Raw genomic sequence first — 26,813 nt, forward strand, 5'->3', positions numbered from 1 at the left:
GGATTCGCCCCTTTCAAGTGCCGAGCTTTTTGCCTGTGTGAATCGTAATCAGCCAAGCGGTAACTGCCCAAGCGCCTGGCAGTGCAGTCAGAATAAGAGAAAAGACGAAGCCAGTTTTGAAGAGAGTGACACGTCTTTGACCTATCCGAAAGAGCACATCCGAAAGAGGGCCAAGAAAGTAACAAAGGTTGGCTAGTACTGCATAAACCGGAGGCCCAAGAATCATCATGAATGGTTCTTCGAAATCTTCTCCGGGTTTTACGGCATTTGAACCAGCAATAAGAACGAGAAGCCAGGTAATGATTCCTACAACAAAGAGCGAAAGGTTGAATAGGGGAAGGCGAGCAATCCACCAGCGAATGGTTTCCCGAGGGGAGAGATCATGCGAACCTTCGAATATCTGCTTGCCTTCTAACATGAGACCCCCATCTTCTGAGCACGCATGAGTATGACGTAGATCGCGGCGGATAGAAAGAAGCCAACGAACCACGCATAGTCATAGAGAAATCGCAGAGACGGGACGAAGAGACCGATGAGAGCGGCGATGACTCCGGTGGCGAGTGCAATGAGCGCACGCGGGTTGATGCCTGCGCTGTACTCGTAGATGCCGTTGCGGCGGTAGAGGTCGGAGACCGAGAGCTGCGTGCGGCGGATGAGGAAGTAGTCCGCGACCATGATGCCCGCGACCGGGCCGAGCAGGCCGGAGTAGCCGACCAGCCAGCCGAAGATGTAGTTGCCGAAGCTGGCCATCAGCTTCCACGGCATCATGGCCAGTCCAAGGAAGCCCGTGATGAGGCCGCCGGTGCGGAAGCTGATGTAGCGCGGAGCGAGGTTTGAGAAGTCGTTCGAGGGGCTGACGACATTGGCCCCGATGTTGACGTTGAGCGTGGCGATGAGGATGGAGATGAGCGCGAGGAACGCCACGAAGGGCTGGTGGAAGCGGCCGAGCAGAGTGATGGGGCTCCAGATCGGCTCGCCGAAGACTACCGTGGAGGCCGACGTACAGGCGATGCCGATGAAGCTGTAGAGCGTCATCGCCACCGGCAGCCCGAAGGCCTGGCCGACGATCTGGGACTCCTGCGACTTGGCGTAGCGGGTGAAGTCGGGGATGTTGAGCGAGAGCGTGGCCCAGTACCCGACCATCGCGGTGAGCATGGGGAAGAAGAAGTGCAGGAACGCGCCGGTGCTGGTGAAGCGGCTGGGCGCGGAGAGCATGGGGCCGAAGCCGCCGGCCTTCACTGTCATGTAGGCGAGCAGGACCAGCGACATGACCAGCAGGAAGGGCGCGGAGAACGATTGCAGGAAGCGGATGGACTCGACGCCGCGCCAGACGACGTACATGTTCAGGAGCCAGAAGCCGAGGAAGCAGACCCACAGGACGGCGGGCTGCGCGGCGGTCGCGGGCCAGAGCACGTTGACCATCGCGGCGATGGACTGGCCGCCGATCCAGGACTGGATGCCGAACCAGCCGCAGGCCACGATGGCCCGCAGCAGCGCGGGGATGTTGGCTCCGCGCGTGCCGAAGCTGGCGCGGACGAAGACCGGGAACGGGATGCCGTACTTGGCCCCGGCGTGCGCGTTGAGGATCATGGGGATGAGGACGATGAGGTTGCCGAGCAGGATGGTGCCGACGGCTTGGACCCAGTTCATACCGCCCGCGATGAGCGAGCTGGCGAGCATGTAGGTGGTCACCTCCATCGACATGGAGAACCAGAGCGCGATGTAGTTGTAGGTGGTCCAGGTGCGGTGGGCGGGCGTGGTGGGGGCGAGGTCTGCGTTGTAGAGGCGCGGGTCGTGCTCTATGGAGACGGGCGCTTCGATCATGCGAGTCCTCCGGCGTTGGCGGCGCGATGGAGGAAGCGGCCTCGGCCGGGTATGCCGATGAACTTGCCTTGATCGACGACCAGTTCGCCGCGAGAGAAGACCTTGGCTACGTTGCCCTGTACCTGCCAGCCCTCGAACATGGAGTAGTCGGTGTTCATGGCCTGGGTGGCGGCGGAGATGGTGTACTGCGCGGCGGGGTCCCAGAGGAGGATGTCGGCGTCCTTGCCGGGGGCGATGACGCCCTTGGTGGGTATCCCGAAGATGCGGGCGGGGGCTGCGGCGGTCAGCTCGACGAACTGCTGTGGCGTGATGCGACCCGCGTTGACGCCGTGGTGCCAGAGGAGCTGGAGGCGGTTCTCGATGCCGGGGCCGCCGTTGGGGATCTTGGTGAAGTCGTCCTTGCCCAGTGCCTTCTGGTCGAGCCGGAAGGGGCAGTGGTCGGTGGAGACAACTGTGAGCGAGCCGTCCTGAAGTGCAGCCCATAACGGTGCGTGGTTTTCTTTTCTGCGCAGCGGCGGGGTGAAGACGTACTTCGCTTCATCGAAGCTGAGGCCGGGCATCTGCTCTTCGAGCGAGAGCACGAGATACTGGGTGCAGGTCTCGGCCAGGGCCTTCAGACCACGGGCCTGCGCTGCGCGTAGCTCGCGGAGGGAGTCGGAGTTAGACAGGTGAACGATGTAGACCGTGGCTCCTGCCATCTCGGCCAGGGCGATGGCGCGGTGAGTGGCCTCGGCCTCGGCCAGCGTGCTGCGGCTAAGCGCGTGGAAGTGCGGCGCGGTGTGTCCGGCAGCGAGCGTCTGGGCCACGACGACGTCGATGGCAGCGCCGTTCTCGGCGTGGATGCAAACGAGCGCGTTGAGCGCGGCGGCGCGCTGCATGACGCGGAACATCAGGCCGTCGTCGATCATCAGCGAGTCGGGGTAGGCCATGAAGAGCTTGAAGGAAGTGATGCCCTCGGCGACCATCTGGTCCATCTCGGCGAGGTTCTCGAAGCGTGGGCCGAGGTCGGTAACGGCCATGTGGAGGGCATAGTCGATGCAGGCTTTGCCCGCAGCCTTCTTGCGCCAGATGTCGAGCGCCTCGCGCATAGTGTGGCCGCGAGATTGCAGGGCGAAGTCGATCACCGTTGTCGTCCCGCCGATAGCGGCGGCGCGGGTGCCGGTCAGGTAGTCGTCAGCCGAGGTGGTGCCGCCGAAGGGCATGTCGAGATGGGTGTGAACGTCGATGCCGCCGGGCATTACGAGCAAGCCGGTGGCGTCGATGAGCTGGTGGTTCTCCGTGGGGAGGCTTGGGCCAACGGCGTCGACGCGCTTACCTTCGATGAGGACGTCGGCCTTGGTGGTGGAGTCGGCATTGATGACAGTGCCGTGTTGAATCAAAATGCCCATGATGCCCTCGCCAGAAACTAGTGCCTCATCTTTTCCATAAGTGTCTCCGGCCTCACTGCGATAACAAGGCGGCCTGGAGTCGTTTGAAAAGTACGGATGGTGCAGTGATTGACTGAAACTCCTTGATTTACGATGCTCTCAAGTTCAATAGTTCTACTGGCAAAGTCAGTTCCACATAATTGGTGCCAATCCACTGATACCTGCAAGAGCGTTGAGGTCTTCGCGGTTTCAGGAAGAGGAGCGAGACCGTCTTTATTCGTAGTCAATTCTGCATGTTGTCCTAAGGATCGTAAGTCATCGGTTGTGGTGCCGAAGAAGAGTAGGACATGATTGTTGGCTATGGGTTTGCCAGTTTTTGCATCGAGAATTTGTATGCTGAGATTTTTTGATTGCGCAGGAAGCTTTGAGGCAATGCAAAGATAAAAAGACAATAGAAAAGCCTTGAACGCCAACTTCTTTGTCATAGGTTCTCCCATACCAACAAGAGCAAATAGGCAGAGGCATTCTTAAAGTCTTGTTTGCTTGTCGATATTGCTTTCCTCTTAGTCATATAGGTGCATTTAGTCTCTTTATAAAGAGAGGCAACGGCAACTGTAAAAGCGAACTCTGGAGCGACTGCGGCAATTTGGGCATAGGTAAGACTAATGCGTTGCTGTAGGAGAGGCCGTGCGTTCTTCCCATGTTTGTGGTGGCATGTTGTCGATGCGTTCCATCGTAATGCACTCTTCTACCGGGCAGACCAGCGAGCAGAGGTTGCAGCCTACGCACTCGTGTTCATCGACGCGGGGGATGCGGTCGAGCGGCGTGCCTGCGGTTTGCGGGCCGGCGTCGTCCAGCTTGGGGATAGGCGTCGTGGTGATGCGCGTAGAGGATACGGCCTGTATCTGCGCGGGTGTGCGAGTAGTATCCGGCGTGGGCAGGGTGCGGTCGAGGTGGATGCATTGGTGCGCGCCGTCCCAGCAGGCGGTGTAGCAGAGCTGGCAGCCGATACACTTCGCCGCGTCGATGCGGGCGACAATCTTGTAGTTCAGGTTCAGGTGCTTCCACTCGCGGACGTTGGGCAGCGAGAGGCCGCGGAAGTCTTCGATGGTCTCGAAGCCCTTCTGGCGCATCCACTCGAGCAGGCCGTCGGCCATGTCTTCGACGATGCGGTAGCCGTAGTGCATAGCCGCAGTGCAGACCTGCACGTTGCCGCAGCCGAGCAGGATGAACTCAGCCGCGTCGCGCCAACTGCCGATGCCGCCGATGCCCGAGAGCGGCAGCACTGAGGCGGGGTCGGCGTTGATCTGCTGGACCATGTTGAGAGCGATGGGCTTGACCGCCGGACCGCAGTAACCACCGTGTGAAGAGAGGCCATCGACGTTGGGGTTGGGGACCAGCGTGTCGAGGTCGATGCCCGTGATGGAGTTGATCGTGTTGATGGCCGAGAGCGCGTCGGCCCCACCGCGTTTAGCGGCGCGTGCGGCCATGCGGATGTCGGTGATGTTGGGCGTCAGCTTGACGATGACGGGCGTGCGCGCGCGCTCCTTCACCCAGTAGGTGATCTGCTCGGCGTACTCGGGCACCTGGCCCACGGCCGAGCCCATGCCGCGCTCGCTCATGCCGTGCGGGCAGCCGAAGTTCAGTTCGAGGCCGTCGGCCCCGGCGTCTTCGGCGCGGGCGACGATCTCGTGCCACGCCTCGCGCTTGCTCTCGACCATCAGCGACGCGATGACGACGTGCTTCGGATAGCGGCGCTTGACCTCGGCGATCTCACGCAGGTTGGTGGCTATCGGTCGGTCGCTGATGAGCTCGATATTGTTGAGCCCCATCATGCGCTGCCCGGCCCAGTCGATGGAACTGTAGCGGGAGCTGACGTTGGTAATGGGCTCGCCGATGGTCTTCCAGACGGCTCCGCCCCAGCCTGCATCGAAAGCGCGCATCACCTGCTCGCCGCAGTTAGTGGGCGGCGCGCTGGCCAGCCAGAAGGGGTTCAGGCATTTGATACCGGAAAAGTTACATTCTAATGTCGGCATGGTTTGCCTCCCTCCGCGTGCCTGTGAGTAAGGCGGCGATGCCGAGCGCGGCGCGCTTGCCGTCGGCTACGGCGTCGACGACCTCGCGGCCTCCGTTGGTGCAGTCGCCGCCGGAGAAGTATCTGGGGTTGGAGGTTTGGCCGGTGGCGCGGTCGATGAGGATGCGGCCGCGTTCGGTGGATACCTTGTCGGCGAAGACGTGGCTGTGGGTGGACTGGCCGATGGCGAGAATGATGGTGTCCACGGGTAGGTGGAAGCTGCTGTCATCTGTAGTGCGGATGAGAGCAAGGGCTTCGACCCGCTCTGTGCCCAAGATGGCGGCGGGCTGCGTGTGCCAGAGGAAGCGGATGCCCTCTCGTTTGGCGTGCTCGTATTCGAAGGCGAAGGCCGAGATCTGGCCGGGGCCGCGGCGGTAGATCATCGTGACCTCTTCCGCGCCCAGACGGATGGAGGCGATGGCTGCGTCGATGGCCGTGTTGCCCGCGCCGATGACGGCTACGCGCGGCGGTGATGTAAGGACCGCGCCGGACTTGTACCCTGCGATGAGGTCGAGTGCGTTGGTGACGCCGGGGAGCTGCTCGCCCGCGATGCCGAGGGCGTGGATAGCTCCGAGGCCGATGCCGAGGAAGATGGCGTCGTGGGTGCGCTCCAGCTCTTCCAGTTGGGCCGCGTCGATGGTGGTGTTGAAGCGGAACTCGACGCCGAGGCGGGGGATGAGGTCGATCTCGCGGAGGCTCTCGGCGAGGGGCAGCTTGTACTCGGCGATGCCGTAGGTGTTGAGACCGCCGGGCCGCGGGCGGGCATCGTAGATCGTTGCGGCGATGCCGTGTCGGCGCAACTCAGCCGCGCAGGCGAGTGAGGCGGGACCGGCTCCGATAAGGGCTACCTTATGGCCAGAGGCGGGTGCGGGCGTGAAGGGCAGCGGTGCTCCGGCGGACTGGTGTGCGTCCATGGCGAAGCGTTGCAGGCGGGCGATCTCGATGGGCTGCTGGCCGGAGTGGTGGAGGACGCAGGCTCCCTCGCAGAGGACCTCGACCGGGCAGGCACGGCTGCAGGAGCCGCCGAGGATATTGGCTTCGAGGATGGTGCGGGCCGAGCCTGCGACGTTGCCGGAGGCGATCTTGTGGATGAAGCGCGGAACGTCGATGTGGGTGGGACAGGCGGTAGTGCAGGGCGCGTCGAAGCAGAAGAGGCAGCGGTTAGCCTCGGGGATGGCGGCCTGCGGGGTGAGTGCGGGGTGGAGATCGGGGAAGCGAGCGCGGGTCTCTGCGGGCGTTGGCGGATGGTCGGAGAAGAGGAGAGGCTTGCTCACGCGGCGGCGCTCCTTGGGAGGTTTGATTATCGCATTGGAGCACGCGAAGCGTTAAAAAGGCGTGTGAACGCCCGCACTGCGCGCAGCGGGCCCGTCCGGCAGGACATGCCTTTAAAAACAACAGCAAGTGCGTCCTCACGCCGGACGGGCGGCACTTCGTGCGGTTCTCGACGCTTCGCGTGAAAGGCTACTCTGCGATGATCCAGTCGATGGTCCTTTCGGCGAGTTGAGCGAAGGCTTCTACCGCCTGTTCGATGTGCTCGCGTCGTGTGTCTTCAGCGGCGTTGTGGCTCAGGCCGCGCAGCGACTGCACAAACATCATCACCGTGGGGATGCCGCAGTGCGCGACCTCGGCCGCGTCGTGGAGCGGGCCGGAGGGAAGCTGTGTGACCTCCGTCTGGCCGGTAACGTCGGCGATGGCGGCGGTGCATAGCTCGATGAGCTTGGGGTGAAAGGGGACCGGCTCGATGGACCAGATGCGGGCCCACTCGACCGTGCAACCCTCCTGTTCGGCGAAGCGTCGGCTTGCGCTCTGCGCGTCGGCGTACATGCCCGCCAGGACGGCGGCGTCGAGATCGCGCATGTCCAGCGTCATCTCCGCGCGGCCGACGACGGCGGTGACGATGCCGGGGAAGGTCTTGAGCAAGCCGACCGTGGCGACGGCGTCGGGGTGGCGGCGGGCGATGGGGCGGATCTCGAGCGCGAGCTGCGCGGCGGCGGCGAGAGCGTCGCGCCGCACCGACATGGGCGTGGAGCCGGAGTGCGCCTCCTGGCCGTGGAAGGTGATTGCGTGGCGCTCGACGCCCTTGGTGCCGAGGACGACGGCCAGCGGCTCGTTGCGGGCTTCGAGCACGGGGCCTTGCTCGATGTGCAGCTCGAGGTAGGCGGCGGCATTCTGGCGCTCGATGGCGGCGTCACCGATGCGCTCGATGGCCACGCCGTAGGGGGCGACAGCGTCCTCCATGGTGATGCCGTTGCGGTCGGTACGAGCGCGGTCGGCGTCGATGGAGTGCGTGCCCGCGAAGGCCGAGGAGCCGAAGAGGCTGCGGCCGAAGCGCGCGCCCTCCTCGTCGGCCCAGTCGACGAGGCGAATGGTACAAGGGGGATGACCACTATGCGCCTCGCCCAGCGCACGCAGGACCTCAAGCGCGGTGACCACGCCGATGGCTCCGTCGAGCCAGCCGCCATTGGGGACCGAGTCTAGGTGGCTGCCGAGGATGAGGGCGCGCGGCGAAGTGCCGGGCAGCGTGATCCAGCGGTTGCCCGCGGCGTCCTGGTGGCGTTCGAGCAGAGCGGCGAAGGGCAGTTCGTCGAGCTTGCGGTCGAACCAGGCGCGGGCCGCGGCCCAGGTGGGTGTCCAGGCTATGCGCTGGGCTCCGTACACGTCGGAGGTGAGGGCGCGCAGCTCGTCGAGATGGGTAAGAACGGTCTTGGGCGACAGGTTCATCTGGGTCTCCGTCCGAGCCCCGAAGAGGGGTTGGATCGAGTGTAACTTGCGTTGCAAAACAATGAATCCAGTGCGAGTGGAAGGCCATAAACCACAGATTTCTTAAGGTTTTCTTAAGGTCTGTTTACTGTACGTTCTCGAAACATTCACATTCCGCTCACGCCTCCAGAGCGACCGGCTGACAAACTCAAATCCGTCAACTATTTCAACCGTAGTCAACGGAGAAGCCTTGAGAGTACGACCACAAGGGGCCGGGCAGCGCTTTGGGCGAAGCCTCGTTTCGCACGGCCAGACGGTCCCGTCATCCATGCACCGTAACACCTGTCTGCTGGCTGCATGGGCTGTGCTCTGCTGCTCCGCTGGAGCGTGGGCGCAGGAGGCGAAGCCCGCCAAGGAAGCGAAGGAGCATAGCGCCTACTACATCGACGCCTCTGTTGTTCGACTGGCGGCCCTGCTGCCCGCGCCGCCCGCTGCGGGTTCGGCCACGGTGCAGGAGGAGCTGGCGACGCTGCATCGCATCGAGGCGGCGCGCACTCCGGCGCAGGTAGCGGCCGCGAAGGCCGACGATGAAGAGGAAGATATCTTCAGCTTCCGCACCGTGCTGGGAGATAGCTTCCGCGCCGACCTGCTGCCGTTGACAGCGGCGCTCTCGGCTCATGTGCATAACGAAGAGGGTGTGGCCAGTGGCGAGGCGAAGAAGATGTTTGCGCGTCCGCGTCCCTACCAGGCGGATAAGACGCTGCACCCGGTCTGCGCCGTGACCGAGGCTCGGAACTCCTATCCCAGCGGCCACACACTCTCCGGCTATCTGCTGGCGTTCACGCTGGCCGAGCTGCTGCCGGAGCGGAAGCAGCAGATCCTCGACCGCGCCGACGACTACGCGCACAACCGGCTGGTCTGCGGGGTCCACTACCCCAGCGACCTCGACGCCAGCCGTCGTGCAGCCTACCTCGTCTTCGGCTACATGCTGGCTACACCGCGCTTCGCCCACGACCTCGATGCAGCACGCATCGAGCTGCGCGCGCACCCCGAGTTTACTTCGGCCTCGAAGTGAAGCAACGCTGGCGGCCGGGGCCAATGGCGCGCAGGCATCCACACCACGCAACATCACGACCCACACCCAGAAGCTATGGGGAATTGACTGACTAGAACGCAACTAAAGGAAGCCACAGTGAAGACGCTACGAAACTCAATTCGACTTATCGCAGGAGTGTTCCTGTTCGCCCTCTCGGCGGTGCTGATGCACGCGCAGGGAACGGGCGCACCGCTACAGGGCTCGGTCAGCGATGCCAAGGGCGGCATGATCGCCGGGGCAAAGGTGAACGTGCTCAACGAGAGCACAGGCCGCACTGCCACTACCTCAACCGACGCCCAGGGACACTTCTCCGTGTCGGGTCTGCCGGTCGGGAGCTACACCGTCGAGGCGACCGCTCCGGGCTTTGGCCTGGTCTCGCGCAAGACGCTGCACGTCGCCGCAGACCACTCCGATAGCGCAGAGCTGACATTGCAGATTGGCGGCACCAGCGCCGATGTTACCGTCGAGGCCGCGGCCACCGGCTCAATCGCCGCGGCGCTGGCTCCGATGGACGCGCTGCTCGAGGCGCGCTCGGCCCGCACCGTGATCACCTCGGCGTTCATCAACAACTTCACCTCGCCGGTATCGGACTTCGGCGAAGCAGTCGAGATGGCCCCCGGAACCTTTACCACCAACGGCAACGGCGTCGGACTGGGACAGAGCGCGACCTACTTCCGTGGCTTTCCCGACGGCAACTACGACATAGACTTTGACGGCATCCCGTTCTACGACACCAACACGCCGACGCACCACTCGTGGGCCTTCTTCCCCGCGCAGTTCCTGGGCGGAATCGACTTCGACCGCAGCCCCGGTACAGCCTCTACCATTGGGCCTACCCCGTTCGGCGGCTCCATTCACCTGCTCTCGAAGGATATGTCGCCCATCCAGAACACGCGGGTGCAGTTCTCGGGCGGCTCGTATCACACCTATCTCTACGACCTGGAGTATGACTCGGGAAATCTCCTTCCCAGCCACAAACTGAACTTCCAGATCGACGTGCATCACCTGCAATCGGATGGCTACCAGACTAACAACGACCAGACCCGCAACGCGGGCGCGATCAAGCTGGTGTACAAGCTCGGCGAGCGCACCACGCTGACAGGCTTCTCGGGCGTCATCTGGCTGGATGCGAATACGCCGAACTTCAACGCCACGCGCTGCCAGATGTACGGTGCCTCAAACGCCAACTCGACCACGACGTGTATCGCGACGGGCAAGGTCCTGCTGCCGTATACGGGCGCGGGCATCAACTTCCTGAACGCGGATAACTCGGACCCGATCAACTACCTGGACAAGCAGTACAACTACTACCATGTGCCCACGGACTTCGAGTACGTCGGCGTGCACTCGGAGCTGGGCCGTGGCGTGACTCTGGACATCAAGCCCTACACCTACAACTACGACAACTCGGAGAAGTACTCGAACGCCGCGCCGATCACCGAGTCGAAGACGGTGAACTTCAACGGCAACCCCAACTCGACCACATGGTTCGGCATCGCGGTTCAGCCGTGTAATGTGCAGGTCAAGGGCAAGCTGCCCTGCGGCGTGGACAAGTACAACAGCTATCGCAAGTACGGTGAGACCGGAGCCCTGAGCCAGGTATCGCGGTTCGGTATCCTGCGCGCGGGCCTCTGGTACGAGTGGGCCGCGACGAACCGTCACCAGTTCCCCTCTGACCCCTTGAACAACTGGGCCGACCAGCCGCTCTCGAACTTCAACGAGCAGTTCTGGACGAACTCCTACCAGCCCTATGGCGAGTACGAGTTCCACGTGCTGAAGAAGCTGAGCATCACGGCGGGAACGAAGTTCTCTTACTACACCATCCATACCAAGCAGTTCGCCGACAACGGCAAGACCATCGGCGGCCTGGGCACGAACGACCCGAACACCTTCATCACCAACAGCGGCAGCTATTCGGCGTGGCTGCCCTCGATCGACGCCAACTACCGGATCAAGAACATCTGGTCGGTGTACGGGCAGCTTTCGACCGGCAGCGTGGTGCCGCCGAGCAAGGTCTTCGACTACACGCAGAGCGCGGCCGGTATTCCGGTCAAGACACTGCCTAAGCAGCAGCGCTCTACCACCTATCAGGGCGGAACGGTGCTGAAGCTGAAGCACGTGACCTTCGATGCGGATGCGTATCATATCCGTTTCCAGAACAGCTACTCGTCCACGCCGGATTCCAGCGGCGAGCCGCAGTACTTCCTGCAGCCCAGCTCGATCACCAAGGGCTTTGAAGCGGAGAGCAACGTTTACATCGCACACGGCCTGAGCGTGTACCTGAACGCGAGCGTCGGACGGGCCACGTACGTGGGCGTGCTGCCGGTGGCCTGTGCGCCGAGCAAATGCACGGCCGCGCCGATCACGGTACAGGCTCCGAGCGGGCTCTGGGTGCAGAATACTCCATCGGATGTGGAGACCATAGGCGTGACCTATCAGCACAAGAGCTGGGACATGGGCCTGTTCAACAAGCGGGTCGGCACGTTCTATTACGATAACGGGGCCTACCATAACCAGGCCACCATCGACCCGTTCACGCTGACGAACCTGTTCTTCAACTACACCATCCGCAACAACTCGCGCTTCGATCAGACCAAGATCAGGCTGAGCTTCAACAATATCTTCGACCAGCACAACATCACCAGCGACAACATTGTGGGCTCGGCGTTGACGCAGACGATCGCGGCCAACGGCACCACCTATACCGATCCCTTCAACACCAAGGGGCAGACCCCGATCAACGGAGGCGATAACCTTGGCGTGCTTCCGGGCCGCAGCGTGATGGTCTCGGTAATCTTCGGCTTTTCCATAAAACACTAACCCGTTGCAGCAGCCTCGCATCCGTGCAGGGGGAACTTTCCTCCCTGCACGGATTTTTTTTGCTTCGGGAATTGGAACTCATTGTGGCGAAGTGGTGGGCCCAGAGGGATTTGAACCCCCAACCAAGGGATTATGAGTCCCCTGCTCTAACCGTTGAGCTATAGGCCCTGCCCGGCACACGTCTCAACACCCGGCCGAGAGGACAGGGGAACGCGCCCCATTGATTGTACTGTGCGGAGCGCCGTGCGCAGGACGGTTACTTTTCGCCGACTGTGCCGGGCGTCGCATTGGCGTCTTCGGGCGAAGGATTCAGGTGGCCGGTGCGGTTCTCGGGCGTGGAGGACTGGACCTCGGTCTTGCCGGGGCCTGCGGTCGCGGGGTTGTCGCCGCGGTAGCCGGAGGGCTCGACCGCTGGGTTGCGTGTTGTGCCACTGCGGGGATTGACTGACATCGGGGCCTCTTTCTCTGGCAGCTTCGGGAGCTGAATCGGGAATCCGGCAGCCCGGAGCGCGCCTGTCTCTCTGATGGGGCACACCGGGTCTCGAAGTTGCCCGCACCTCGCAGAAGATTAGACGGAAGGCTCCTGCGAATACCCGTGCCTGATTGCATACGTCCGGCGAGACCCCCGTTATTTCTCTGCTGCCGACCGTGGCCGAGGGGTATCATCCTTAGATGATTTGCTGCATTGAGCCATGTGCGAAGATGCAATGGAACTTATCGGGAGATGGTATTTTATTAGCTTGTTTGAAAGATTTTTTCCTCGAGGACTGATCGTACTAGGCCACGGGATAAAGTCTCTGTGAGCGATGAATTGCGTGGTCGGCAGGGCGAATCCTGGTGTGTTTGGGTAGACAAGATCCACCTGTGTGGGGTCATTCAGAGTATCTAGATCCCCCATGAAAGCAAGGCATGGGACGGGTGTTGCGGTTGAAAGGGAATTGCGGTTGAAAACTATTTTAGTTACCGGCGGCGCGGGCTTTATCGGGTCGAACTTCGTGCTTCACATGCTCGAGCAGGGAGACTGCTCGATCGTGAACCTCGACAAGCTGACCTATGCGGGGAACCCGGCCAATCTGGCCTCGCTTGAAGGCCGCCCGGAGTACACACTGGTGCGGGGAGATATATGCGATGCGGCCCTGGTCGCCTCGCTGCTCGAGCAGTACCGGCCCGAGGCAATCGTACACTTCGCCGCCGAAAGCCACGTCGACCGCTCCATCGCCGGGCCGGAGGCCTTCCTCAAGACCAATATCGACGGTACATTTACCCTCTTGCAGGCCGCGCGGATTTACTTCGGCAAGCTCACCGGGGCCGAGCGCGATGCCTTCCGTTTTCTGCATGTTTCGACCGACGAGGTCTACGGCACGCTGACCCCTGAAGACCCCGCCTTTCACGAAGAGACGCCCTACGCGCCCAACAGCCCGTACGCCGCCTCGAAGGCCGCGTCCGATCACCTGGTGCGTGCCTGGGTCCATACCTACGGGTTGCCCGCCATCGTCACCAACTGCTCCAACAACTACGGTCGTTTCCAGTTTCCGGAGAAGCTGATTCCGCTGATGATCCTGCACGCGCTCGCGGGCAAGCCGCTGCCGATCTACGGCGATGGCCTGCAGGTCCGCGACTGGCTCTACGTGGAAGACCACTGCAGCGCGCTGCGCACAGTGCTGGCCACAGGCCGCGTGGGCGAGACGTACAACGTCGGAGGCGGCAATCAGCGCAGCAATCTCGAGGTCGTCAAGACGCTCTGTGCGCTGCTCGATGAGCTGGTGCCCGATTCCAAGTTCGTGCCCCACGTGCGACTGATCACCTACGTGCAGGATCGCCCCGGCCACGACCGGCGCTACGCCATCGACGCGCGCAAGTTAGAGACGGAACTAGGCTGGACAGCAAAGGAGAGCTTCGAGACAGGGTTGCGGCGCACCGTGGAGTGGTATCTGGCTAATCGCGATTGGGTCGAGGGCGTGACCAGCGGGGCCTACCAGCAATGGATCGGCCAGAACTACGGCAGTCGCGCCGTGGTGGAAGCAGGCGAGGCCGCCCGATGAAGGGAATCATTCTGGCCGGAGGCTCCGGCACGCGGCTGCATCCGGTCACCCAGTCCATCTCCAAGCAACTGCTGCCCGTCTACGACAAGCCGATGATCTACTACCCGCTCTCGGTGCTGATGCTGGCGGGGATTCGCGAGATCCTCATCATCTCGACGCCCGACGACACGCCGCGTTTTGAGCAGCTTCTCGGCGACGGTTCTCAATGGGGCTTATCGCTTCAGTACAAGGTCCAGCCTTCGCCCGATGGGCTGGCGCAGGCCTTCCTCATCGGTCGTGAGTTTCTCGCCGGAGAGGGCTGTTGCCTGGTGTTGGGCGACAACATCTTCTACGGTCACGACTTCGCCCGGACGCTGCGCGCAGCCGGTGCGCACCAGAGTGGCGCGACCGTCTTCGCGTACCCGGTGCTGGACCCTGAGCGTTACGGCGTGGTGGAGTTCGACTCGCAACGGCGCGCCATCTCGCTCGAAGAGAAGCCGCGCAAGCCCAAGTCGCGCTACGCGGTGACGGGCATCTACTTCTACGACGCGCAGGTGGTCTCTGTGGCTGAGGGGCTGAAGCCCTCGCCGCGCGGCGAGCTGGAGATCACGGACGTCAACCGCTGGTACCTGGAGCGCGGCCAGCTGCGCACAGAGCTGCTGGGGCGAGGCATGGCGTGGCTCGACACCGGCACGCACGACTCGCTGCTTGAGGCCTCGAACTTCATCCAGACGATCGAGCGGCGGCAGGGCCTGAAGGTTGCCTGCCCCGAGGAGATCGCCTACCGGCTCGGATACATCGACGCCGATACGCTGCGGCAGCTCGCGTCCAAGATCGCCAAGAGCAGCTATGGACAGTACCTGCTGCGCCTGCTGGAAGACGTGGTCTATTGATTTGGGCATGAGGATTTTACTGACGGGTTCGACGGGGCAGGTGGGGAGCGAGCTTCTGCCGGTGCTGGAGCGGCTGGGAGAGGTCATCGCGCCGAGCCGGGGCGAGTTGGATCTGGCAGACCCAACCGCCGTAGGCAGCCTGATTCGAGAGCTGCGGCCACGCTGGATCGTCAACCCCGCGGCCTATACGGCGGTGGACAAGGCGGAATCGGAGCCGGAGCTGGCCGATGCGATCAATCACCGAAGCGTCGGAGCGATGGGCCTCGCGGCCAAAGCGGTTGGGGCGACAATCCTGCATTTTTCTACCGATTACGTCTTCGACGGCGAGGGCGCGCAGCCCTATCGCGAGATCGACCCGACCCACCCGGCAGGCGTCTACGGGGCCAGCAAACTGGCCGGAGAGCAGGCCCTTGCTGCAAGCGGCGCGGCGTATCTGATCTTTCGCACCAGCTGGGTCTACGGAGCCACGGGCAAGAACTTTCTGCGGACGATCCTCGGCCTCGCCCGCCAGCGCGAGCAGATGAAGATCGTCGCCGACCAGCACGGTGCGCCGACGTGGAGCCGCGATCTGGCCAACATGGCGGCGCACGTCATTCAGTTCTGTGAGCAGCGGGAGGCTGTGGCCCCGCTGAGCGGCATCTACCACGCCGCCGGTGAGGGCGAGACGAGCTGGTTCGGCTTCGCCCGGCGCGGCATCGAGCTGCGGCAGCCATTCGAGCCTGAAACCCGGTTCGCCGAGCTGCTGCCCATTCCGACCAGCGAGTATCCCACCCCCGCGCGCCGCCCGCTGAACAGCCGTCTCGACTGCCGCAAGCTCCAGCAGACCTTCGGCTGGCGGATGATGGACTGGCAGGAGTCGTTGGCGCAGGTAGTGTCTGATCTGTAAGAAGATCGGGGCTGTAAGCGCCGTCGGGTAAAGTGCATAGAGGGGAGACTGAAATGGCCGGACGGGCGTTGTTTCTCGATCGCGACGGTGTCATCAACCACGAGGTCGGCTATCTGCACCGGGCCGAGGACGTGCGCTTCGTCGACGGCATCTTCCCGCTCTGCCGCACGGCGCAGAGCCTGGGGTACCGGCTGATCGTGGTTACGAACCAGTCCGGCATCGCACGCGGCTACTACACGACCGGCCAGTTCGACGAGCTGATGGCGTGGATGCGGCTGGAGTTCGAGCGGGAGGGGATCGCGCTGGACGCGGTGTACCACTGCCCATACCACCCCGAGCACGGCGTCGGTGAGTTCCGGCGCGAGCACGAGGACCGCAAGCCCGGCGCGGGGATGCTGCGGCGCGGCGCGGCGGCGTTCGGGTTGGAGCTGGAGGAGTCGGTGATGGTGGGGGATCGCTGCTCGGATATCGCCGCAGCCAACACGGCGGGGCTGCGGCAGGCGTTCCTGATCGCCGGGACCGAAGAGCACGGCTGCTCCGGCGAGTATCTGGCCGTGGAGACGCTGGCCGAGGTCAGAAGCTGGCTGATCGAGAACCCAGATTAAAGCCGCTGGTCAGAGAGAAAGATCCCGCTGCCGACCAACGGGAGGCCCTCAGAAGACAATCTTGCCCATACCGCCCCGAGAACCGCACGAAGTGCCGCCCGCCCGGCGTGAGGGCGCTTTTAGGCTTCCGGCAGTTCAGCCTCTAAGAAGTTCGCGCCCTTGGCGTCCTTGTCGCTGACGACCGGCGTAATTCCCGCAAGCGGCCAAGGTATGGCGAGCGTCGGATCGTCCCAGCGAACGCACCGCTCCCCCTCCGGGTAGTAGCCGTCGGTGGTCTTGTAGAGGACCTCCGCCGTCTCCGAGAGGACGACGAATCCGTGGGCGAAACCCTCTGGAATCCACAACATCTGCAGCTCGCCCGCGTCCGAGACCGGCTTCAGCGAGACGCCGACATACTTGCCGAAATCCGGCGAGCCGCGCCGGAGATCCACCGCCACATCCCAGATATGGCCGGAGACGCAACGCACCAGCTTGCCCTGGGGCTTTCCCAGTTGGTAGTGCAGCCCGCGCAGAACGCCACGGGTAGAGAAGGACTGGTTGTCCTGAACGAAACTGGTGGGAAGCCCGGCTGACTGAAACTTGGTCTGGCTGTAGAACTCTGCGAACCATCCCCGATCGTCGCCAAAGCGCCTGGGTTGAAGTAATTTGACGTCCTGTAAAGCCGTGTTCAAAACCTGCATCTGTGCATAATACCGGGAAAGTTCGGTAGTGAAGGGGGGCGAACCGCCTAGAAGAGGGGGGCAACGTTCAAAATCAGGAATCTTGTTCCCGCTATGGACCTCGACAGCGCATACTAGTCGGGTGCGGGTAGCCATCGTTCATCACTGGTTTGTAACGCGGGGCGGCGGTGAGCGCGTCGCCGAGTGCATCGCCTCGCTCTTTCCCGAGGCGGAGATCTTTACGCTGGTCTCGGGCGAAGAGGGGCTGCCCGAGTCTCTGGCCAGCCGCAAGCTGCACACCTCTTTTTTGCAAAAACTGCCCTTCGGCAAGAGCCACCACCGCCACATGATGCCGCTGTACCCCGCGGCAACCGAGGGGCTGGACCTGCGCGGCTTCGGCCTGGTTATCTCGTCCGACTCCGGCCCTATGAAGGGGGTGCGGCTCGATCCGGGCGCGGTCCACTTCTGCTACTGTCACTCACCCATGCGCTACCTGTACGACAGCTACGACGCCTACCGGAGCCAGATGAGGGGGCTGACGCGAGCGCTGTTCACCGCCACTGCCGGACGGCTGCGCCGCTGGGACACGCAGGCCGCCCAGCGGGTCGATTACTTCATCGCCAACTCGAACTACGTCGCCAAGCGCATCCAGCGTTTTTATAACCGCGAGAGCACGGTCATCCACCCGCCCATCGACCTGCACCGTGCCCAGCTTGCTGCGGCGCCGGGAGACCATTACCTCTGCGCCGGGCGGCTGGTCGGCTACAAGCAGACCGAACTGCTGATGGAGGCCTGCCGCCGTCTGGGGCGGAAGCTGCGCATCGTGGGCACCGGCCCCGAGGAGGCAAAGCTACGCCGTCTGGCGGCTGCGGACGCGGGATCTCAAGTTGAATTTTTAGGCGCACTGCCGAGCAAAGAACTCTGGCGCGAGTACTCCGAGTGCCGCGCGCTGCTCTTCGCCGCCGACGAGGACTTCGGCATGGTGCCGCTGGAGGCACAGGCCTGCGGGCGTCCAGTCATCTGCTACGGCTCGGGCGGCTCGCTGGAGACGGTGCGGGGCACGGGCGACCACCCCACCGGCGTCTACTTCGAGCACCAGACGGTCGAGTCGGCGATGGAGGGCATCCAGCGCTTCGAGGCGCAGGAGTCGCGCTTCACCCCCGAGACCGCGCAGGCGTGGGCCGCCGAGTTCGCCACGCCCGTCTTTCTGGAGCGGATGCGCGCGCTGATCCTCGAAAAAGTCCCCGCCGCAGCAGCCGAGATGGAGCCTGCTCCTACGATAGCTTCTGCGGAAAAGAGAGCCTGATGGAAGGGATGCGGGATATGTTGCGCCGGAGCCTGGGCCGGAGCCTCGCGCCCCTGCCCGCGCTCGACCGGCTGGCCGCCGCCTGGCCCGTGGCCTGCGGCAAGACGATGGCCGACCGGGGCGAGATCGCGAGCTTCGAGGAGGGCGTCGTGCACGTCGAGGTGCAGGACTCCACCTGGCTGGCGCAGATGCTCTCCATGCGCTCGATCCTGCAGCACGATCTGGCCCGGATCGCGGCAGTGAAGGTCACCGGGATACACTTTGAATTGAAGAAGTAATCGGCCCGGCCTGTCGTCCACAAACAACAGGCGCGGGAGCTACCTGGAGGACGTGTGCATGAGTGATGCAGGAACCGTCACGCTCGAAGATGTTCGGCGTGTCGCGGAGCTGGCCAACCTGGAACTGACGCCGGAGGAGGAGCCGCGGATGCAGCGCGACCTGAACGCCATCCTCGGGCACATCGCGCAGCTCAACCAGCTCGCGACCGACGACGTCCCGGCGATGGCGCAGGTGGGTGACGTACTCGCAACCGGCCACGCGGAGGAGACCGGCGAGGATCTCCGCGTCGATGCGGTGCGGCCCTCGGTCGACCGCCGCGCCGTCATGTCCAGCGCCCCCGAGACGGATGGGCGATTCTTCAAGGTTCCCAAGGTGATCGAGCGATAGATGAACTCTACTGAAACCCAAATCGAGAACAAGCTACTTACGATTGACGAGGCGCGCGCCGCCGTTCAGGCGACCTCCGCCACCGCCGTGGCCGAGCGCCAGTACACCCTCATCGCGCAGGACGACGTGGCCACAGGCAAGGGCATCAACAGCTTCCTCGCGCTGAGCCGCGAGCGTGCCCTGGCCCAGGCGGCCCGCATCGACGAGCTGACCGCACAGGGCAAGCCTCTGCCGCCGCTGGCCGGAGTGCCCATCGGCATCAAGGACGTGCTGGCCATGACCGGCTCGCCCGCCACCGCCGGATCGCTGATTCTAAAGGGCTACATGCCCCCCTACGACGCTACTGCGGTGGCCAAGCTAGAGGCGGCGGGAGCCGTTCTGCTGGGCAAGCTCAACTGCGATGAGTTCGCCATGGGCTCCTCGAACGAGAACTCGGCCTATGGCCCCGTCCGCAACCCGCGTGCGCTCGACCGCGTTCCCGGCGGCTCCAGCGGCGGCTCGGCGGCGGCGGTGGCGGCTGGGTTTGCCGCGGCCACACTCGGCACCGATACCGGCGGCTCCATCCGCCAACCCGCGGCCTTCTGCGGCGTGGTCGGCGTGCTGCCCACCTATGGGCGCGTCAGCCGCTACGGCCTCATCGCCTTCGCTTCGTCGCTCGACCGCGTCGGCCCCTTTACGGCCAACGTGAAGGACGCGGCCACGCTGCTCGGCGTGCTTGCGGGCAAGGACCCGCTGGACGCCACCAGCTCCGACCGGCCCGTGGACGACTATGTGGGCGCTCTGGCCAAGCCTGTCGAGGGCCTCCGCATCGGCGTGCCCGAGGAGTACTTCGGCGAGGGCCTCGACCCCGAGATCCGCGCCGCCGTTGAGCGCGTCATCGCGGGCCTTAAGGACGCGGGCTGCACCATCGTCCCTGTGCGCCTGCCCCACACCGCCTACGCGATCCCGACCTACTACGTCATCGCCACGGCGGAGGCCAGCTCGAACCTCTCGCGCTTCGACGGCGTGCGCTTCGGTCTGCGCGCCCCCGAGGGTAAAACCCTCTCCGGCATGTACCGCAAGACCCGCGACGAGGGCTTCGGGGCCGAGGTCAAGAGGCGCATTCTGCTGGGCACCTACGCGCTCAGCGCAGGCTACTACGACGCGTACTACCGCAAGGCCCAGCAGGTCCGGACGCTGCTGACCCGCGACTTCCTGACGGCCTTCGAGAGCTGCGACGCCATCGTCGGCCCCATGACGCCGACGCCGCCGTTCAAGATCGGCGAGAAGACCGACGACCCGGTCTCGATGTACCTGGCCGACATCTACTCGGTGGCCGCGTCGCTGGCGGGCATCTGCGGCATGAGCGTGCCCTGCGGAGAGACTGCGGGCAAGCTGCCCATCGGCGTCCAGATCATGGCGCGTCACTTCGACGAAGCCACCATGCTGCGCGTCGGCCTCGCCGTCGAAAAGATGCAGGCGAACTCCTAACAAAAGATGCAGGCGAATTTTTAACTAATCAGTAGCCAATGAATTTGAGGTCGGAATGGGTTTTGTAGATCGTATGAACAAGAAGGAAGACGAGAAGACCGAGCAGGAGAACGCCCTGCCGATCGGCGAGCACGAGGCGGGCGAGTCCTTCGAGTCGATGATTCCGCCGGTCATGGTCGGCCAAAGCGCCGAGCCGGCCCCCGAGCACGAGGCTCAGGCCCCGGCCCAGCCGGACGTCGTCCGCGCCTTCGACCAAGATGGCCGTGAGGTGCTGGTTCCCCGCGCCGAGTGGCGGGAGCAGGTCCTGCCGAACCTAGTCCAGTCCGCGTGGGAGAACCCCGAGCAGCTCTACCTGCTCATCGTCAACTCGCTCAACGAGGGCTTCACCAGCGAGATGGCCGCAGCAGCCCAGCAGCTCTACGCCATCGACACCATCCCCGCGCGCGGAGCCTGCATGTGGGCCGTTATCCTCATCCAGGAGGGGCGTCTGGACGAGGCGGAGGAGATTCTGAACGGCTACCTCGCCAAGCACGGCGACGAAGGTTCGGTCCTGACCAACCTCGCCCAGATCGCCGCCATGCGCGGCAACCAGGAGCAGGCCGAGACGACGCTCTGGAGAGCCATCCAGGCGGAGCCGAACATCGATAACGCGCTGGGCTGGTACGTCTCGCTGCAACAGCAGAAGGGCGGCGAGGCCGCTGCCAACGCCGCTTTGCAGACCATCGCGACGCTGCCCGGAAGCTGGCGCGCGCAGCTCTGGCAGGCTCGAGCGGCGATGCTGGCGCAGGATATGCCCACGGCTGTCTCGCTCTACCAGGAGTCGCTCGAGCGCGCTCCCCGGCCGGTTCCGGGCGACCTGCTGATGCAGATGAGCGGCGACCTCGGCGGCAACGGACGCCTGATCGAGCTGATCGGGCTCACCAGCCCGCACTTCGACCCGGAGGTCCACGGCCTGCCGGTGGGCAACAACCTCATCAAGGCCAATCTCGACCAGGGCAACGCCGACGCAGCCGAGCAGCTTGTCAAGACGCTGGCGCAGTTCGGACGCCCGGATTGGAAGTCGGGCCTCGAGTTCTGGGAACAGGAGATCGCGAAACTCCGTGGGGCGCAGGGTACGGCGGCGGCACCCGATCAGATTCAGGTTGGCATGTTGCGGATGGAAGGGCCGGTCTGGCTGCCTGCCGGGTCGCCGGGGCGCGGTCTCTTCGGGCCGAAGGCTGCGGGCGGGCCGACGGTCACCTTTATCGGCGGAACCGCCGAGACCAGCAGCCAGGAGGCCCAGGTACTCGACGGCCCGGGTCGCATGAGCCGGGCGCTGCCGCTGTTTCTGGCCGAGCAGGTGGAGATGCGTACCGCCGCCAACGGCCGGTCGATGCTGCCGTGGGCGATGGGCCAGCAGAGCGGCTTCGTCGTCGGCGCGGCGGCGTGGACGCCGGAGATGGCCGTGCAGGGCGTCGCGGCGGACGGCAGCGGAAGCCAGTACGTCGTCACCGTGCATATCGACGCGGCGGTGGAGCCGTGGACGGCGGAGCTGGTCTTCATCCGCACCAGCGACGGCGTGACCATCGGTGAGCTGGACGCGGAGTTCCCCTCGGCCAGCCCGGAGGACGGGCTGCTGGGGTTGGCGAACGAGGTGGTCGAGCTGCTGGGCGGCGATGAGCCCGCTCGGGGGTATAGCGTTCCGCACTCGTTCAGCGGCTACCTGTCGCGGCTGGAGCAGTTGCTGGCGGCGCGTTGCACGGCGATGGAGGGTGTGCCGCCGAGCTTCCTGCAAGGCGAGCGGGAGATTCTCGAGGGGAATCTGTACCAGTACATCGAGGAGCCGGAGAATCTGGCTTCGCGGCTGTTGCTGGTGGAGACCTTTGGGGCGATTGAGCGGGTGCGTCCGGCAGTGGCGGCGGAGTATCGTGAACGGCTCGAAAAGCTGCTGACCGAGCGGCCTTTAGCGACCTCGTAGTTATTCCCCGTTGGTCGGCAGCGAACATCTTTTTGCTTCCGGCCAACGGGAGGACCAAGCGAAGCAGTAAAAAGGCGTGTGAACGCCCGCCCCGCGCGCAGCGGACCCGTCCGGCAGGACGAACAACAGCAAAAGCGCCCTAGCGACGGGCAGGCGGCACTTCGTGCGGTCCTGGACGCTGCGCGTATGTGGAATCCTTTCAGGGGCTCGTGGCGTCCTATAGATGTTGAAACATGCATGAGGCGAGCACGATGAGTTCAAAGGCAATCTTCGACGCGGGAATCCACCCGCCGCAGTACCGGCTCCCGGCAGCTACCAGGGTCGGCCGGGTGCGTCTGGCCGTCTCGAATCTGGCCCGGTCGGTCGCGTTCTACCGCGACGTCGTCGGGCTGGCCGTGCGGACGCCGGAGCCGGATGGGATCGCCCGGTTGGGAGCGCACGGGGAGGAGACGGTTCTGCTCGAACTAAAGGCCGTTCCGGGCGTGAAGCCCATCGGCCCGCGGACCCGCCTTGGCCTCTACCACACGGCTTTTCTGCTGCCCAGCCGCGCGGCGCTGGCCAGCTTCGTGGATCACCTGCGCGAGTCGGTCGTGTCCTTCGGCTCGGCCGATCACCTGGTCAGCGAGGCCATCTACCTGACCGATCCCGATGGCTTGCAGGTGGAGGTCTACGCCGACCGACCCCGCTCCGAGTGGCGCTACGACGGCCATCAGCTACAGATGGCTACCGATCCTCTGCGTTCCAGCGAACTGGCGGCGCTGGAGCACGGGCGCTGGCAGGGTGCTCCGGTGGGAACCACAATGGGGCACCTGCACCTCTACGTCGGCGACCTGAAGATGGCAGCGGAGTTCTACCACGGCGGGTTGGGGCTGGACGTGATGGTCTGGCGCTATCCCGGTGCGCTGTTTACCTCGGCTGGCGGCTATCACCACCACGTTGGGTTGAACGTCTGGGCGGCGGGCTCGCCGGTGGCGTCGCCGGAGGACGCCCGCATGCTGTGGTGGCAGCTCGTGGTGCCCGAGGCCGAGGGGGCCATTGCAAGCATGAGGGCCGCAGGCTTCGGCGATGGGCCGAGCTTCCGCGATCCGTGGGGGACCGAAGTGGCCGTAGTGGAAGAGATAAAGTAGGCCCACGCGGAGGAATCTTTCGTGCGCGCGCGGCGGCTTGTGTAAAGTAGACGAAACAGCATAGAAAACTTCGGTCGCGGTCCTGCGGCAGAGCTGGCAGCACTAGGCAAGATCGGTTTTTTCCGGGCAAGCGTGAGACAGGGTAAATCTCTCGATCTGCCTGCCGGGGCTGGGTGAATCTCGACACAGGTGAACGGTACATGCGCAACAGGTTGGTGAAGGTTTTGCTGATGTTGTTGGTTGGGGTGGTGGCGGGCGGCCCGCTGGTGATGGCGCAGGAGGCTGCTCCGGTGGTATCTGCTCCGGCAATGGTTTCGGCGACAGCGGCGGGCGGAACGCAGACGGACCGGATCGCGGTGCTCGAAAAGCAGGTGACGGACCAGGCGACGGCGATTGCGGCCGCGCAGACGGCGGGCGATAACGCCTGGATGCTGGTCTCGGCGGCGCTGGTGCTGATGATGAGCGGACCTGGACTGGCGCTCTTCTACGGCGGCCTGGTGCGCAAGAAAAATATTCTGGGTACGATGATGCAGACCTTCGCCATGATGGCCGTCATCACGGTGCTGTGGGCGATCGTGACCTACTCGCTGGCCTTCGGCGACGGCAACGCATTTATCGGCGGCTTGGGCAACATGTTCCTGCACGGCGTGGGCCTTGCGCCGGACGTGAAGTACGCGGCTACGATTCCGTTGCAGACGTTCATGGTGTATCAGCTCATGTTCGCGATCATCACCCCCGCGCTGATTACGGGCGCGTTCGCCGAGCGGATGAAGTTCTCGGCGATGCTGGTCTTCATGGTGCTGTGGGCGTTGATCGTGTATAGCCCGATGGCGCACATGGTCTGGGGCAAGGGCGGTCTGCTGAACGCCGCTCTGGGCGGCATGTTCCCCTGTCTGGACTTCGCGGGCGGAACGGTGGTCCACGTCACCTCGGGCGTCTCGGCGCTGGTGACGGCGATCTACCTGGGCAAGCGCCTCGGCTACCCCAAGGTTCCGATGCCGCCGCACTCGGTGGTGCTGAGCTTCATCGGTGCGTGCCTGCTGTGGGTGGGCTGGTTCGGCTTCAACGCGGGCTCGGCGCTGGGCGCGGGCACGCTGGCCACCTCGGCCTTTGTGGCGACGCACTTCGGCGCGGCGGCTGCGGCCCTGAGCTGGAGCGCGGTGGAGTGGATCCGCAACGGCAAGCCCTCGGCCCTGGGAGCGATCTCGGGCGCGGTGGCCGGGCTGGTGGCAATTACGCCGGGAGCCGGTTTCGTGACCCCCATGAGCGCGATCTGGATCGGGCTCATCGTCGGCGTGTTCTGCTTCTTCATGGTGGTCAAGGTCAAGGCGATCTTCGGCTATGACGACTCGCTGGATGCCTTCGGCGTCCACGGCGCGGGCGGCACGCTGGGCGCGCTGCTGACGGGCGTCTTCGCCTCCAGCACCATCAACCCGATCTTCGGCGCGGGCAAGCCGACGGGCCTGCTCGAAGGCAACGCGCACCAGATGCTGAACCAGGTGACGGGCGTCGCGATTGCGTGGGGCCTGTCCATCGTGGGGACTCTGGTGATCCTGTTCGTAGTCGATAAGACCATTGGGCTGCGTGTGAGCGCGGCGGACGAAGAGATGGGTCTCGATCTCTCGCAGCATGGCGAAGAGGGATACGACTGGGCTCACTAACGAGCCCAGTTACATCTCATCAGGGTAAGATGCAGTAGCTCATTCGGAGATTTTGGGCGAGAGGATGGATTGGCAATGCAGAAGATCGAAGCAGTGATACAGCCGTCGAAGCTGGACGCGGTGAAGGATGCCCTGGTGGAGATCGGCGTCGAGGGAATCACGATTACCGAGGCGCGTGGCCACGGGCGGCAGAAGGGCCACACGGAGTTCTACCGCGGGCGCGAGTACGCGGTGGACCTGCTGCCGAAGGTGAAGCTGGAGACCGTGGTAACCGACGAGATGGCCGAGAAGGTAATCGACGCGATCATGGGCGCGGCGCGCACGGGCACCATCGGAGATGGCAAGATCTTCGTGACGAAGGTCGACGAAGCCATCCGGATAAGGAACGACGAACGCGGGGACGTGGCGCTGTAGCAACCAGCTCGCTCCCAATCACAAAACCGGGTGCTCCCGTCTCGTATCTGAGACAAGGGGCACCCGGTTTTTGCGCAGCTACTCCTTCGTCTCCGAGAGCATGTGGCGGATGCCCCGCAGCCCCTGCCGCGTACGCTCCTCGTTCTCGATCAGCGAGAACCGCACATACTCATCGCCCTGCTCGCCGAACCCGATCCCCGGACTCACCGCCACCTTGGCCTCGGCCAGCAGCTTCTTCGAGAACTCCAGCGACTTCATCGCCCGGTACTGCTCCGGAATCTTCGCCCATGCAAACATCGTGGCCTTCGGCATCGGCGTCTCCCAGCCCATACGGTTCAGCCCCTGCACCAGCACATCGCGGCGGCTCCGATAGGTCTCGACGATATCCGCCACGCACTCCTGCGGGCCTTCGAGCGCGGCGATGGAGGCCACCTGGATCGGTGTGAACGTGCCGTAGTCGAAGTAGCTCTTGATGCGCCCCAACGCACCCACCAGACGCTCGTTTCCGACCATGAACCCGACGCGCCAGCCCGGCATGTTGTAGCTCTTCGAGAGCGTGAAGAACTCGACCGCGATATCCTTCGCGCCCGGAACTTGTAACACCGAAGGTGGCTTATAGCCGTCGAAGACCAGGTCGGCGTACGCGAAGTCGTGCACCAGGATGACGTTGAACTCCTTGCAGATCGCCACCAGCCGCTCGAAGAACGGAAGGTCCACGCACTGCGCAGTGGGGTTCGACGGAAAGTTGACGATCAGCACTTTGGGCCGCGGGGTCATGCGCGGAATCGTCTCTTCGACCTGCGCCAGAAAGTCCTCGGTCGAGTGAACCGGAATCGAAAGAATGTCCGCGCCCGCGATCACAGGCCCGTAGATGTGGATCGGATAGCTGGGGTTCGGCACCAGCACGGTGTCGCCGCGGTCCAGCACCGCCAGGCAGAAGTGCGCGATGCCTTCCTTCGAGCCGATGGTCACGATGGCCTCGGTGTTCGGGTCGAGGTCGACGCCGTAGCGCGTACCATACCAGTTACAAATTGCCTTGCGCAGCCGGGGAATGCCCTTCGAGAGAGAGTAGCGGTGCGTCTGCTGCTTGCGCGCCGCCTCGATCATCTTCTCGACGATGTGCGCAGGCGTCGCGCCGTCGGGATTACCCATGCCGAAGTCGATGATGTCTTCGCCGCGCTTGCGTGCAGCGGCCTTCAGCTCGCCGGTGATGTTAAAAACATACGGCGGCAGACGCGAGATCCGTGAAAACTCTTTCATGTCCTTA

Annotated in this window: 24 protein-coding genes and 1 tRNA gene; 14 read left to right on the top strand and 11 right to left on the bottom strand. The window is 64.0% G+C overall.

Annotated features, from left to right (window positions below):
• Positions 1 to 13: 13 nt before the first annotated feature.
• The 7 genes from FTO74_RS00985 to FTO74_RS01015 all read right to left on the bottom strand — a co-directional run bounded on the left by FTO74_RS00985 (position 14) and on the right by FTO74_RS01015 (position 7,986).
• Positions 14 to 418 (bottom strand): hypothetical protein, encoded by a 405-nt coding sequence (locus FTO74_RS00985; RefSeq protein ID WP_162536474.1) that lies wholly within the window; start codon positions 416 to 418, stop codon positions 14 to 16.
• Complete coding sequence (locus FTO74_RS00990; RefSeq protein ID WP_162536475.1) at positions 412 to 1,824, bottom strand: NCS1 family nucleobase:cation symporter-1; 1,413 nt, start codon at positions 1,822 to 1,824, stop codon at positions 412 to 414. The genes FTO74_RS00985 and FTO74_RS00990 overlap by 7 nt, the downstream gene beginning before the upstream one ends.
• The gene (gene hydA, locus FTO74_RS00995) at positions 1,821 to 3,212 is read right to left on the bottom strand and encodes a dihydropyrimidinase (protein ID WP_162536476.1); all 1,392 of its coding nucleotides are present in this window, start codon (positions 3,210 to 3,212) and stop codon (positions 1,821 to 1,823) included. Before hydA ends, FTO74_RS00990 begins: the two co-directional genes overlap by 4 nt.
• Before the next feature lie 17 nt (positions 3,213 to 3,229).
• Positions 3,230 to 3,676, bottom strand: coding sequence for a hydroxyisourate hydrolase (locus tag FTO74_RS01000; RefSeq protein WP_162536477.1), 447 nt, complete (start codon positions 3,674 to 3,676; stop codon positions 3,230 to 3,232).
• Positions 3,677 to 3,853: 177 nt separating this feature from the next.
• Positions 3,854 to 5,227: an NAD-dependent dihydropyrimidine dehydrogenase subunit PreA gene (preA, locus tag FTO74_RS01005; protein ID WP_162536478.1), complete on the bottom strand. Its 1,374-nt coding sequence runs from the start codon at positions 5,225 to 5,227 to the stop codon at positions 3,854 to 3,856.
• Positions 5,208 to 6,539 (bottom strand): NAD(P)-dependent oxidoreductase, encoded by a 1,332-nt coding sequence (locus tag FTO74_RS01010; RefSeq protein WP_162536479.1) that lies wholly within the window; start codon positions 6,537 to 6,539, stop codon positions 5,208 to 5,210. The genes preA and FTO74_RS01010 overlap by 20 nt, the downstream gene beginning before the upstream one ends.
• Positions 6,540 to 6,726: 187 nt before the next feature.
• Complete coding sequence (locus tag FTO74_RS01015) at positions 6,727 to 7,986, bottom strand: Zn-dependent hydrolase (RefSeq protein ID WP_162536480.1); 1,260 nt, start codon at positions 7,984 to 7,986, stop codon at positions 6,727 to 6,729.
• A 307-nt stretch (positions 7,987 to 8,293) separates the two neighbouring features.
• On the opposite strand from FTO74_RS01015, the gene FTO74_RS01020 reads away from it, so the two are divergent.
• Both FTO74_RS01020 and FTO74_RS01025 read left to right on the top strand, forming a co-directional pair.
• Positions 8,294 to 9,040, top strand: coding sequence for a phosphatase PAP2 family protein (locus tag FTO74_RS01020; protein ID WP_162536481.1), 747 nt, complete (start codon positions 8,294 to 8,296; stop codon positions 9,038 to 9,040).
• 156 nt (positions 9,041 to 9,196) lie between these two features.
• Positions 9,197 to 11,881, top strand: a complete 2,685-nt coding sequence (locus tag FTO74_RS01025; protein ID WP_255462426.1) for a TonB-dependent receptor — start codon at positions 9,197 to 9,199, stop codon at positions 11,879 to 11,881.
• A 92-nt stretch (positions 11,882 to 11,973) separates the two neighbouring features.
• Here the strand turns inward: FTO74_RS01025 and FTO74_RS01030 are convergent.
• Positions 11,974 to 12,049: transfer RNA gene (locus FTO74_RS01030), tRNA-Ile, on the bottom strand.
• Between the two features lie 88 nt (positions 12,050 to 12,137).
• Entirely contained in the window at positions 12,138 to 12,332 is a 195-nt protein-coding gene (locus FTO74_RS01035; protein WP_162536482.1) for a hypothetical protein, read from the bottom strand.
• Between the two features lie 445 nt (positions 12,333 to 12,777).
• On the opposite strand from FTO74_RS01035, the gene rfbB reads away from it, so the two are divergent.
• From rfbB to FTO74_RS01055, 4 genes are read left to right on the top strand one after another with little or no spacing between them, the layout of a single operon-like run.
• Positions 12,778 to 13,923 (top strand): dTDP-glucose 4,6-dehydratase, encoded by a 1,146-nt coding sequence (gene rfbB, locus FTO74_RS01040; protein WP_162536483.1) that lies wholly within the window; start codon positions 12,778 to 12,780, stop codon positions 13,921 to 13,923.
• The gene (gene rfbA / locus FTO74_RS01045; protein ID WP_162536484.1) at positions 13,920 to 14,795 is read left to right on the top strand and encodes a glucose-1-phosphate thymidylyltransferase RfbA; all 876 of its coding nucleotides are present in this window, start codon (positions 13,920 to 13,922) and stop codon (positions 14,793 to 14,795) included. Before rfbB ends, rfbA begins: the two co-directional genes overlap by 4 nt.
• A 7-nt stretch (positions 14,796 to 14,802) precedes the next feature.
• Positions 14,803 to 15,681 carry a dTDP-4-dehydrorhamnose reductase gene (gene rfbD / locus FTO74_RS01050; RefSeq protein ID WP_162536485.1) on the top strand — a complete coding sequence of 293 codons (879 nt, stop codon included), beginning with the start codon at positions 14,803 to 14,805 and terminating at the stop codon, positions 15,679 to 15,681.
• Between the two features lie 53 nt (positions 15,682 to 15,734).
• Positions 15,735 to 16,286, top strand: a complete 552-nt coding sequence (locus tag FTO74_RS01055) for an HAD family hydrolase (protein WP_162536486.1) — start codon at positions 15,735 to 15,737, stop codon at positions 16,284 to 16,286.
• Positions 16,287 to 16,405: 119 nt separating this feature from the next.
• Here FTO74_RS01055 and rfbC read toward each other — a convergent pair whose 3' ends face one another.
• Positions 16,406 to 16,966: a dTDP-4-dehydrorhamnose 3,5-epimerase gene (gene rfbC / locus FTO74_RS01060; protein WP_162536487.1), complete on the bottom strand. Its 561-nt coding sequence runs from the start codon at positions 16,964 to 16,966 to the stop codon at positions 16,406 to 16,408.
• A gap of 121 nt (positions 16,967 to 17,087) precedes the next feature.
• Here rfbC and FTO74_RS01065 point away from each other — a divergent pair, with 121 nt between their 5' ends.
• The 8 genes from FTO74_RS01065 to FTO74_RS01100 all read left to right on the top strand — a co-directional run bounded on the left by FTO74_RS01065 (position 17,088) and on the right by FTO74_RS01100 (position 25,546).
• Entirely contained in the window at positions 17,088 to 18,251 is a 1,164-nt protein-coding gene (locus tag FTO74_RS01065; protein ID WP_162536488.1) for a glycosyltransferase, read from the top strand.
• A complete protein-coding gene (locus FTO74_RS01070) occupies positions 18,251 to 18,529 on the top strand; it encodes a DciA family protein (RefSeq protein ID WP_162536489.1) in 279 nt (92 codons plus the stop codon). Before FTO74_RS01065 ends, FTO74_RS01070 begins: the two co-directional genes overlap by 1 nt.
• 58 nt (positions 18,530 to 18,587) lie before the next feature.
• The gene (gatC, locus tag FTO74_RS01075) at positions 18,588 to 18,917 is read left to right on the top strand and encodes an Asp-tRNA(Asn)/Glu-tRNA(Gln) amidotransferase subunit GatC (RefSeq protein ID WP_162536490.1); all 330 of its coding nucleotides are present in this window, start codon (positions 18,588 to 18,590) and stop codon (positions 18,915 to 18,917) included.
• Positions 18,918 to 20,387 (top strand): Asp-tRNA(Asn)/Glu-tRNA(Gln) amidotransferase subunit GatA, encoded by a 1,470-nt coding sequence (gatA, locus tag FTO74_RS01080; RefSeq protein ID WP_162536491.1) that lies wholly within the window; start codon positions 18,918 to 18,920, stop codon positions 20,385 to 20,387.
• 73 nt (positions 20,388 to 20,460) lie between these two features.
• Positions 20,461 to 22,344 carry a tetratricopeptide repeat protein gene (locus FTO74_RS01085; RefSeq protein WP_162536492.1) on the top strand — a complete coding sequence of 628 codons (1,884 nt, stop codon included), beginning with the start codon at positions 20,461 to 20,463 and terminating at the stop codon, positions 22,342 to 22,344.
• A 251-nt stretch (positions 22,345 to 22,595) separates the two neighbouring features.
• Entirely contained in the window at positions 22,596 to 23,471 is an 876-nt protein-coding gene (locus FTO74_RS01090; RefSeq protein WP_162536493.1) for a VOC family protein, read from the top strand.
• Between the two features lie 200 nt (positions 23,472 to 23,671).
• Complete coding sequence (locus FTO74_RS01095; RefSeq protein WP_255462427.1) at positions 23,672 to 25,132, top strand: ammonium transporter; 1,461 nt, start codon at positions 23,672 to 23,674, stop codon at positions 25,130 to 25,132.
• A gap of 75 nt (positions 25,133 to 25,207) precedes the next feature.
• Entirely contained in the window at positions 25,208 to 25,546 is a 339-nt protein-coding gene (locus FTO74_RS01100; protein WP_162536494.1) for a P-II family nitrogen regulator, read from the top strand.
• Between the two features lie 78 nt (positions 25,547 to 25,624).
• Here the strand turns inward: FTO74_RS01100 and alaC are convergent, their stop codons facing one another.
• Entirely contained in the window at positions 25,625 to 26,806 is a 1,182-nt protein-coding gene (gene alaC, locus FTO74_RS01105; RefSeq protein ID WP_162536495.1) for an alanine transaminase, read from the bottom strand.
• Positions 26,807 to 26,813 lie beyond the last annotated feature (7 nt).

Origin of the sequence: Granulicella sp. WH15, assembly GCF_009914315.1 — a bacterium.
Lineage (GTDB): Bacteria > Acidobacteriota > Terriglobia > Terriglobales > Acidobacteriaceae > Edaphobacter.

What these genes read in the sequence shown, in the direction of transcription:
- FTO74_RS00985 (WP_162536474.1), bottom strand. Translation starts at nt 418, where the DNA reads ATGTTAGAAGGCAAGCAGATATTCGAAGGTTCGCATGATCTCTCCCCT.
- FTO74_RS00990 (WP_162536475.1), bottom strand. Translation starts at nt 1,824, where the DNA reads ATGATCGAAGCGCCCGTCTCCATAGAGCACGACCCGCGCCTCTACAAC.
- hydA (WP_162536476.1), bottom strand. Translation starts at nt 3,212, where the DNA reads ATGGGCATTTTGATTCAACACGGCACTGTCATCAATGCCGACTCCACC.
- FTO74_RS01000 (WP_162536477.1), bottom strand. Translation starts at nt 3,676, where the DNA reads ATGACAAAGAAGTTGGCGTTCAAGGCTTTTCTATTGTCTTTTTATCTT.
- preA (WP_162536478.1), bottom strand. Translation starts at nt 5,227, where the DNA reads ATGCCGACATTAGAATGTAACTTTTCCGGTATCAAATGCCTGAACCCC.
- FTO74_RS01015 (WP_162536480.1), bottom strand. Translation starts at nt 7,986, where the DNA reads ATGAACCTGTCGCCCAAGACCGTTCTTACCCATCTCGACGAGCTGCGC.
- FTO74_RS01020 (WP_162536481.1), top strand. Translation starts at nt 8,294, where the DNA reads ATGCACCGTAACACCTGTCTGCTGGCTGCATGGGCTGTGCTCTGCTGC.
- FTO74_RS01035 (WP_162536482.1), bottom strand. Translation starts at nt 12,332, where the DNA reads ATGTCAGTCAATCCCCGCAGTGGCACAACACGCAACCCAGCGGTCGAG.
- rfbB (WP_162536483.1), top strand. Translation starts at nt 12,778, where the DNA reads ATGAAAGCAAGGCATGGGACGGGTGTTGCGGTTGAAAGGGAATTGCGG.
- rfbA (WP_162536484.1), top strand. Translation starts at nt 13,920, where the DNA reads ATGAAGGGAATCATTCTGGCCGGAGGCTCCGGCACGCGGCTGCATCCG.
- rfbD (WP_162536485.1), top strand. Translation starts at nt 14,803, where the DNA reads ATGAGGATTTTACTGACGGGTTCGACGGGGCAGGTGGGGAGCGAGCTT.
- FTO74_RS01055 (WP_162536486.1), top strand. Translation starts at nt 15,735, where the DNA reads ATGGCCGGACGGGCGTTGTTTCTCGATCGCGACGGTGTCATCAACCAC.
- rfbC (WP_162536487.1), bottom strand. Translation starts at nt 16,966, where the DNA reads ATGCAGGTTTTGAACACGGCTTTACAGGACGTCAAATTACTTCAACCC.
- FTO74_RS01070 (WP_162536489.1), top strand. Translation starts at nt 18,251, where the DNA reads ATGGAAGGGATGCGGGATATGTTGCGCCGGAGCCTGGGCCGGAGCCTC.
- gatC (WP_162536490.1), top strand. Translation starts at nt 18,588, where the DNA reads ATGAGTGATGCAGGAACCGTCACGCTCGAAGATGTTCGGCGTGTCGCG.
- gatA (WP_162536491.1), top strand. Translation starts at nt 18,918, where the DNA reads ATGAACTCTACTGAAACCCAAATCGAGAACAAGCTACTTACGATTGAC.
- FTO74_RS01085 (WP_162536492.1), top strand. Translation starts at nt 20,461, where the DNA reads ATGAACAAGAAGGAAGACGAGAAGACCGAGCAGGAGAACGCCCTGCCG.
- FTO74_RS01090 (WP_162536493.1), top strand. Translation starts at nt 22,596, where the DNA reads ATGAGTTCAAAGGCAATCTTCGACGCGGGAATCCACCCGCCGCAGTAC.
- FTO74_RS01095 (WP_255462427.1), top strand. Translation starts at nt 23,672, where the DNA reads ATGCGCAACAGGTTGGTGAAGGTTTTGCTGATGTTGTTGGTTGGGGTG.
- FTO74_RS01100 (WP_162536494.1), top strand. Translation starts at nt 25,208, where the DNA reads ATGCAGAAGATCGAAGCAGTGATACAGCCGTCGAAGCTGGACGCGGTG.
- alaC (WP_162536495.1), bottom strand. Translation starts at nt 26,806, where the DNA reads ATGAAAGAGTTTTCACGGATCTCGCGTCTGCCGCCGTATGTTTTTAAC.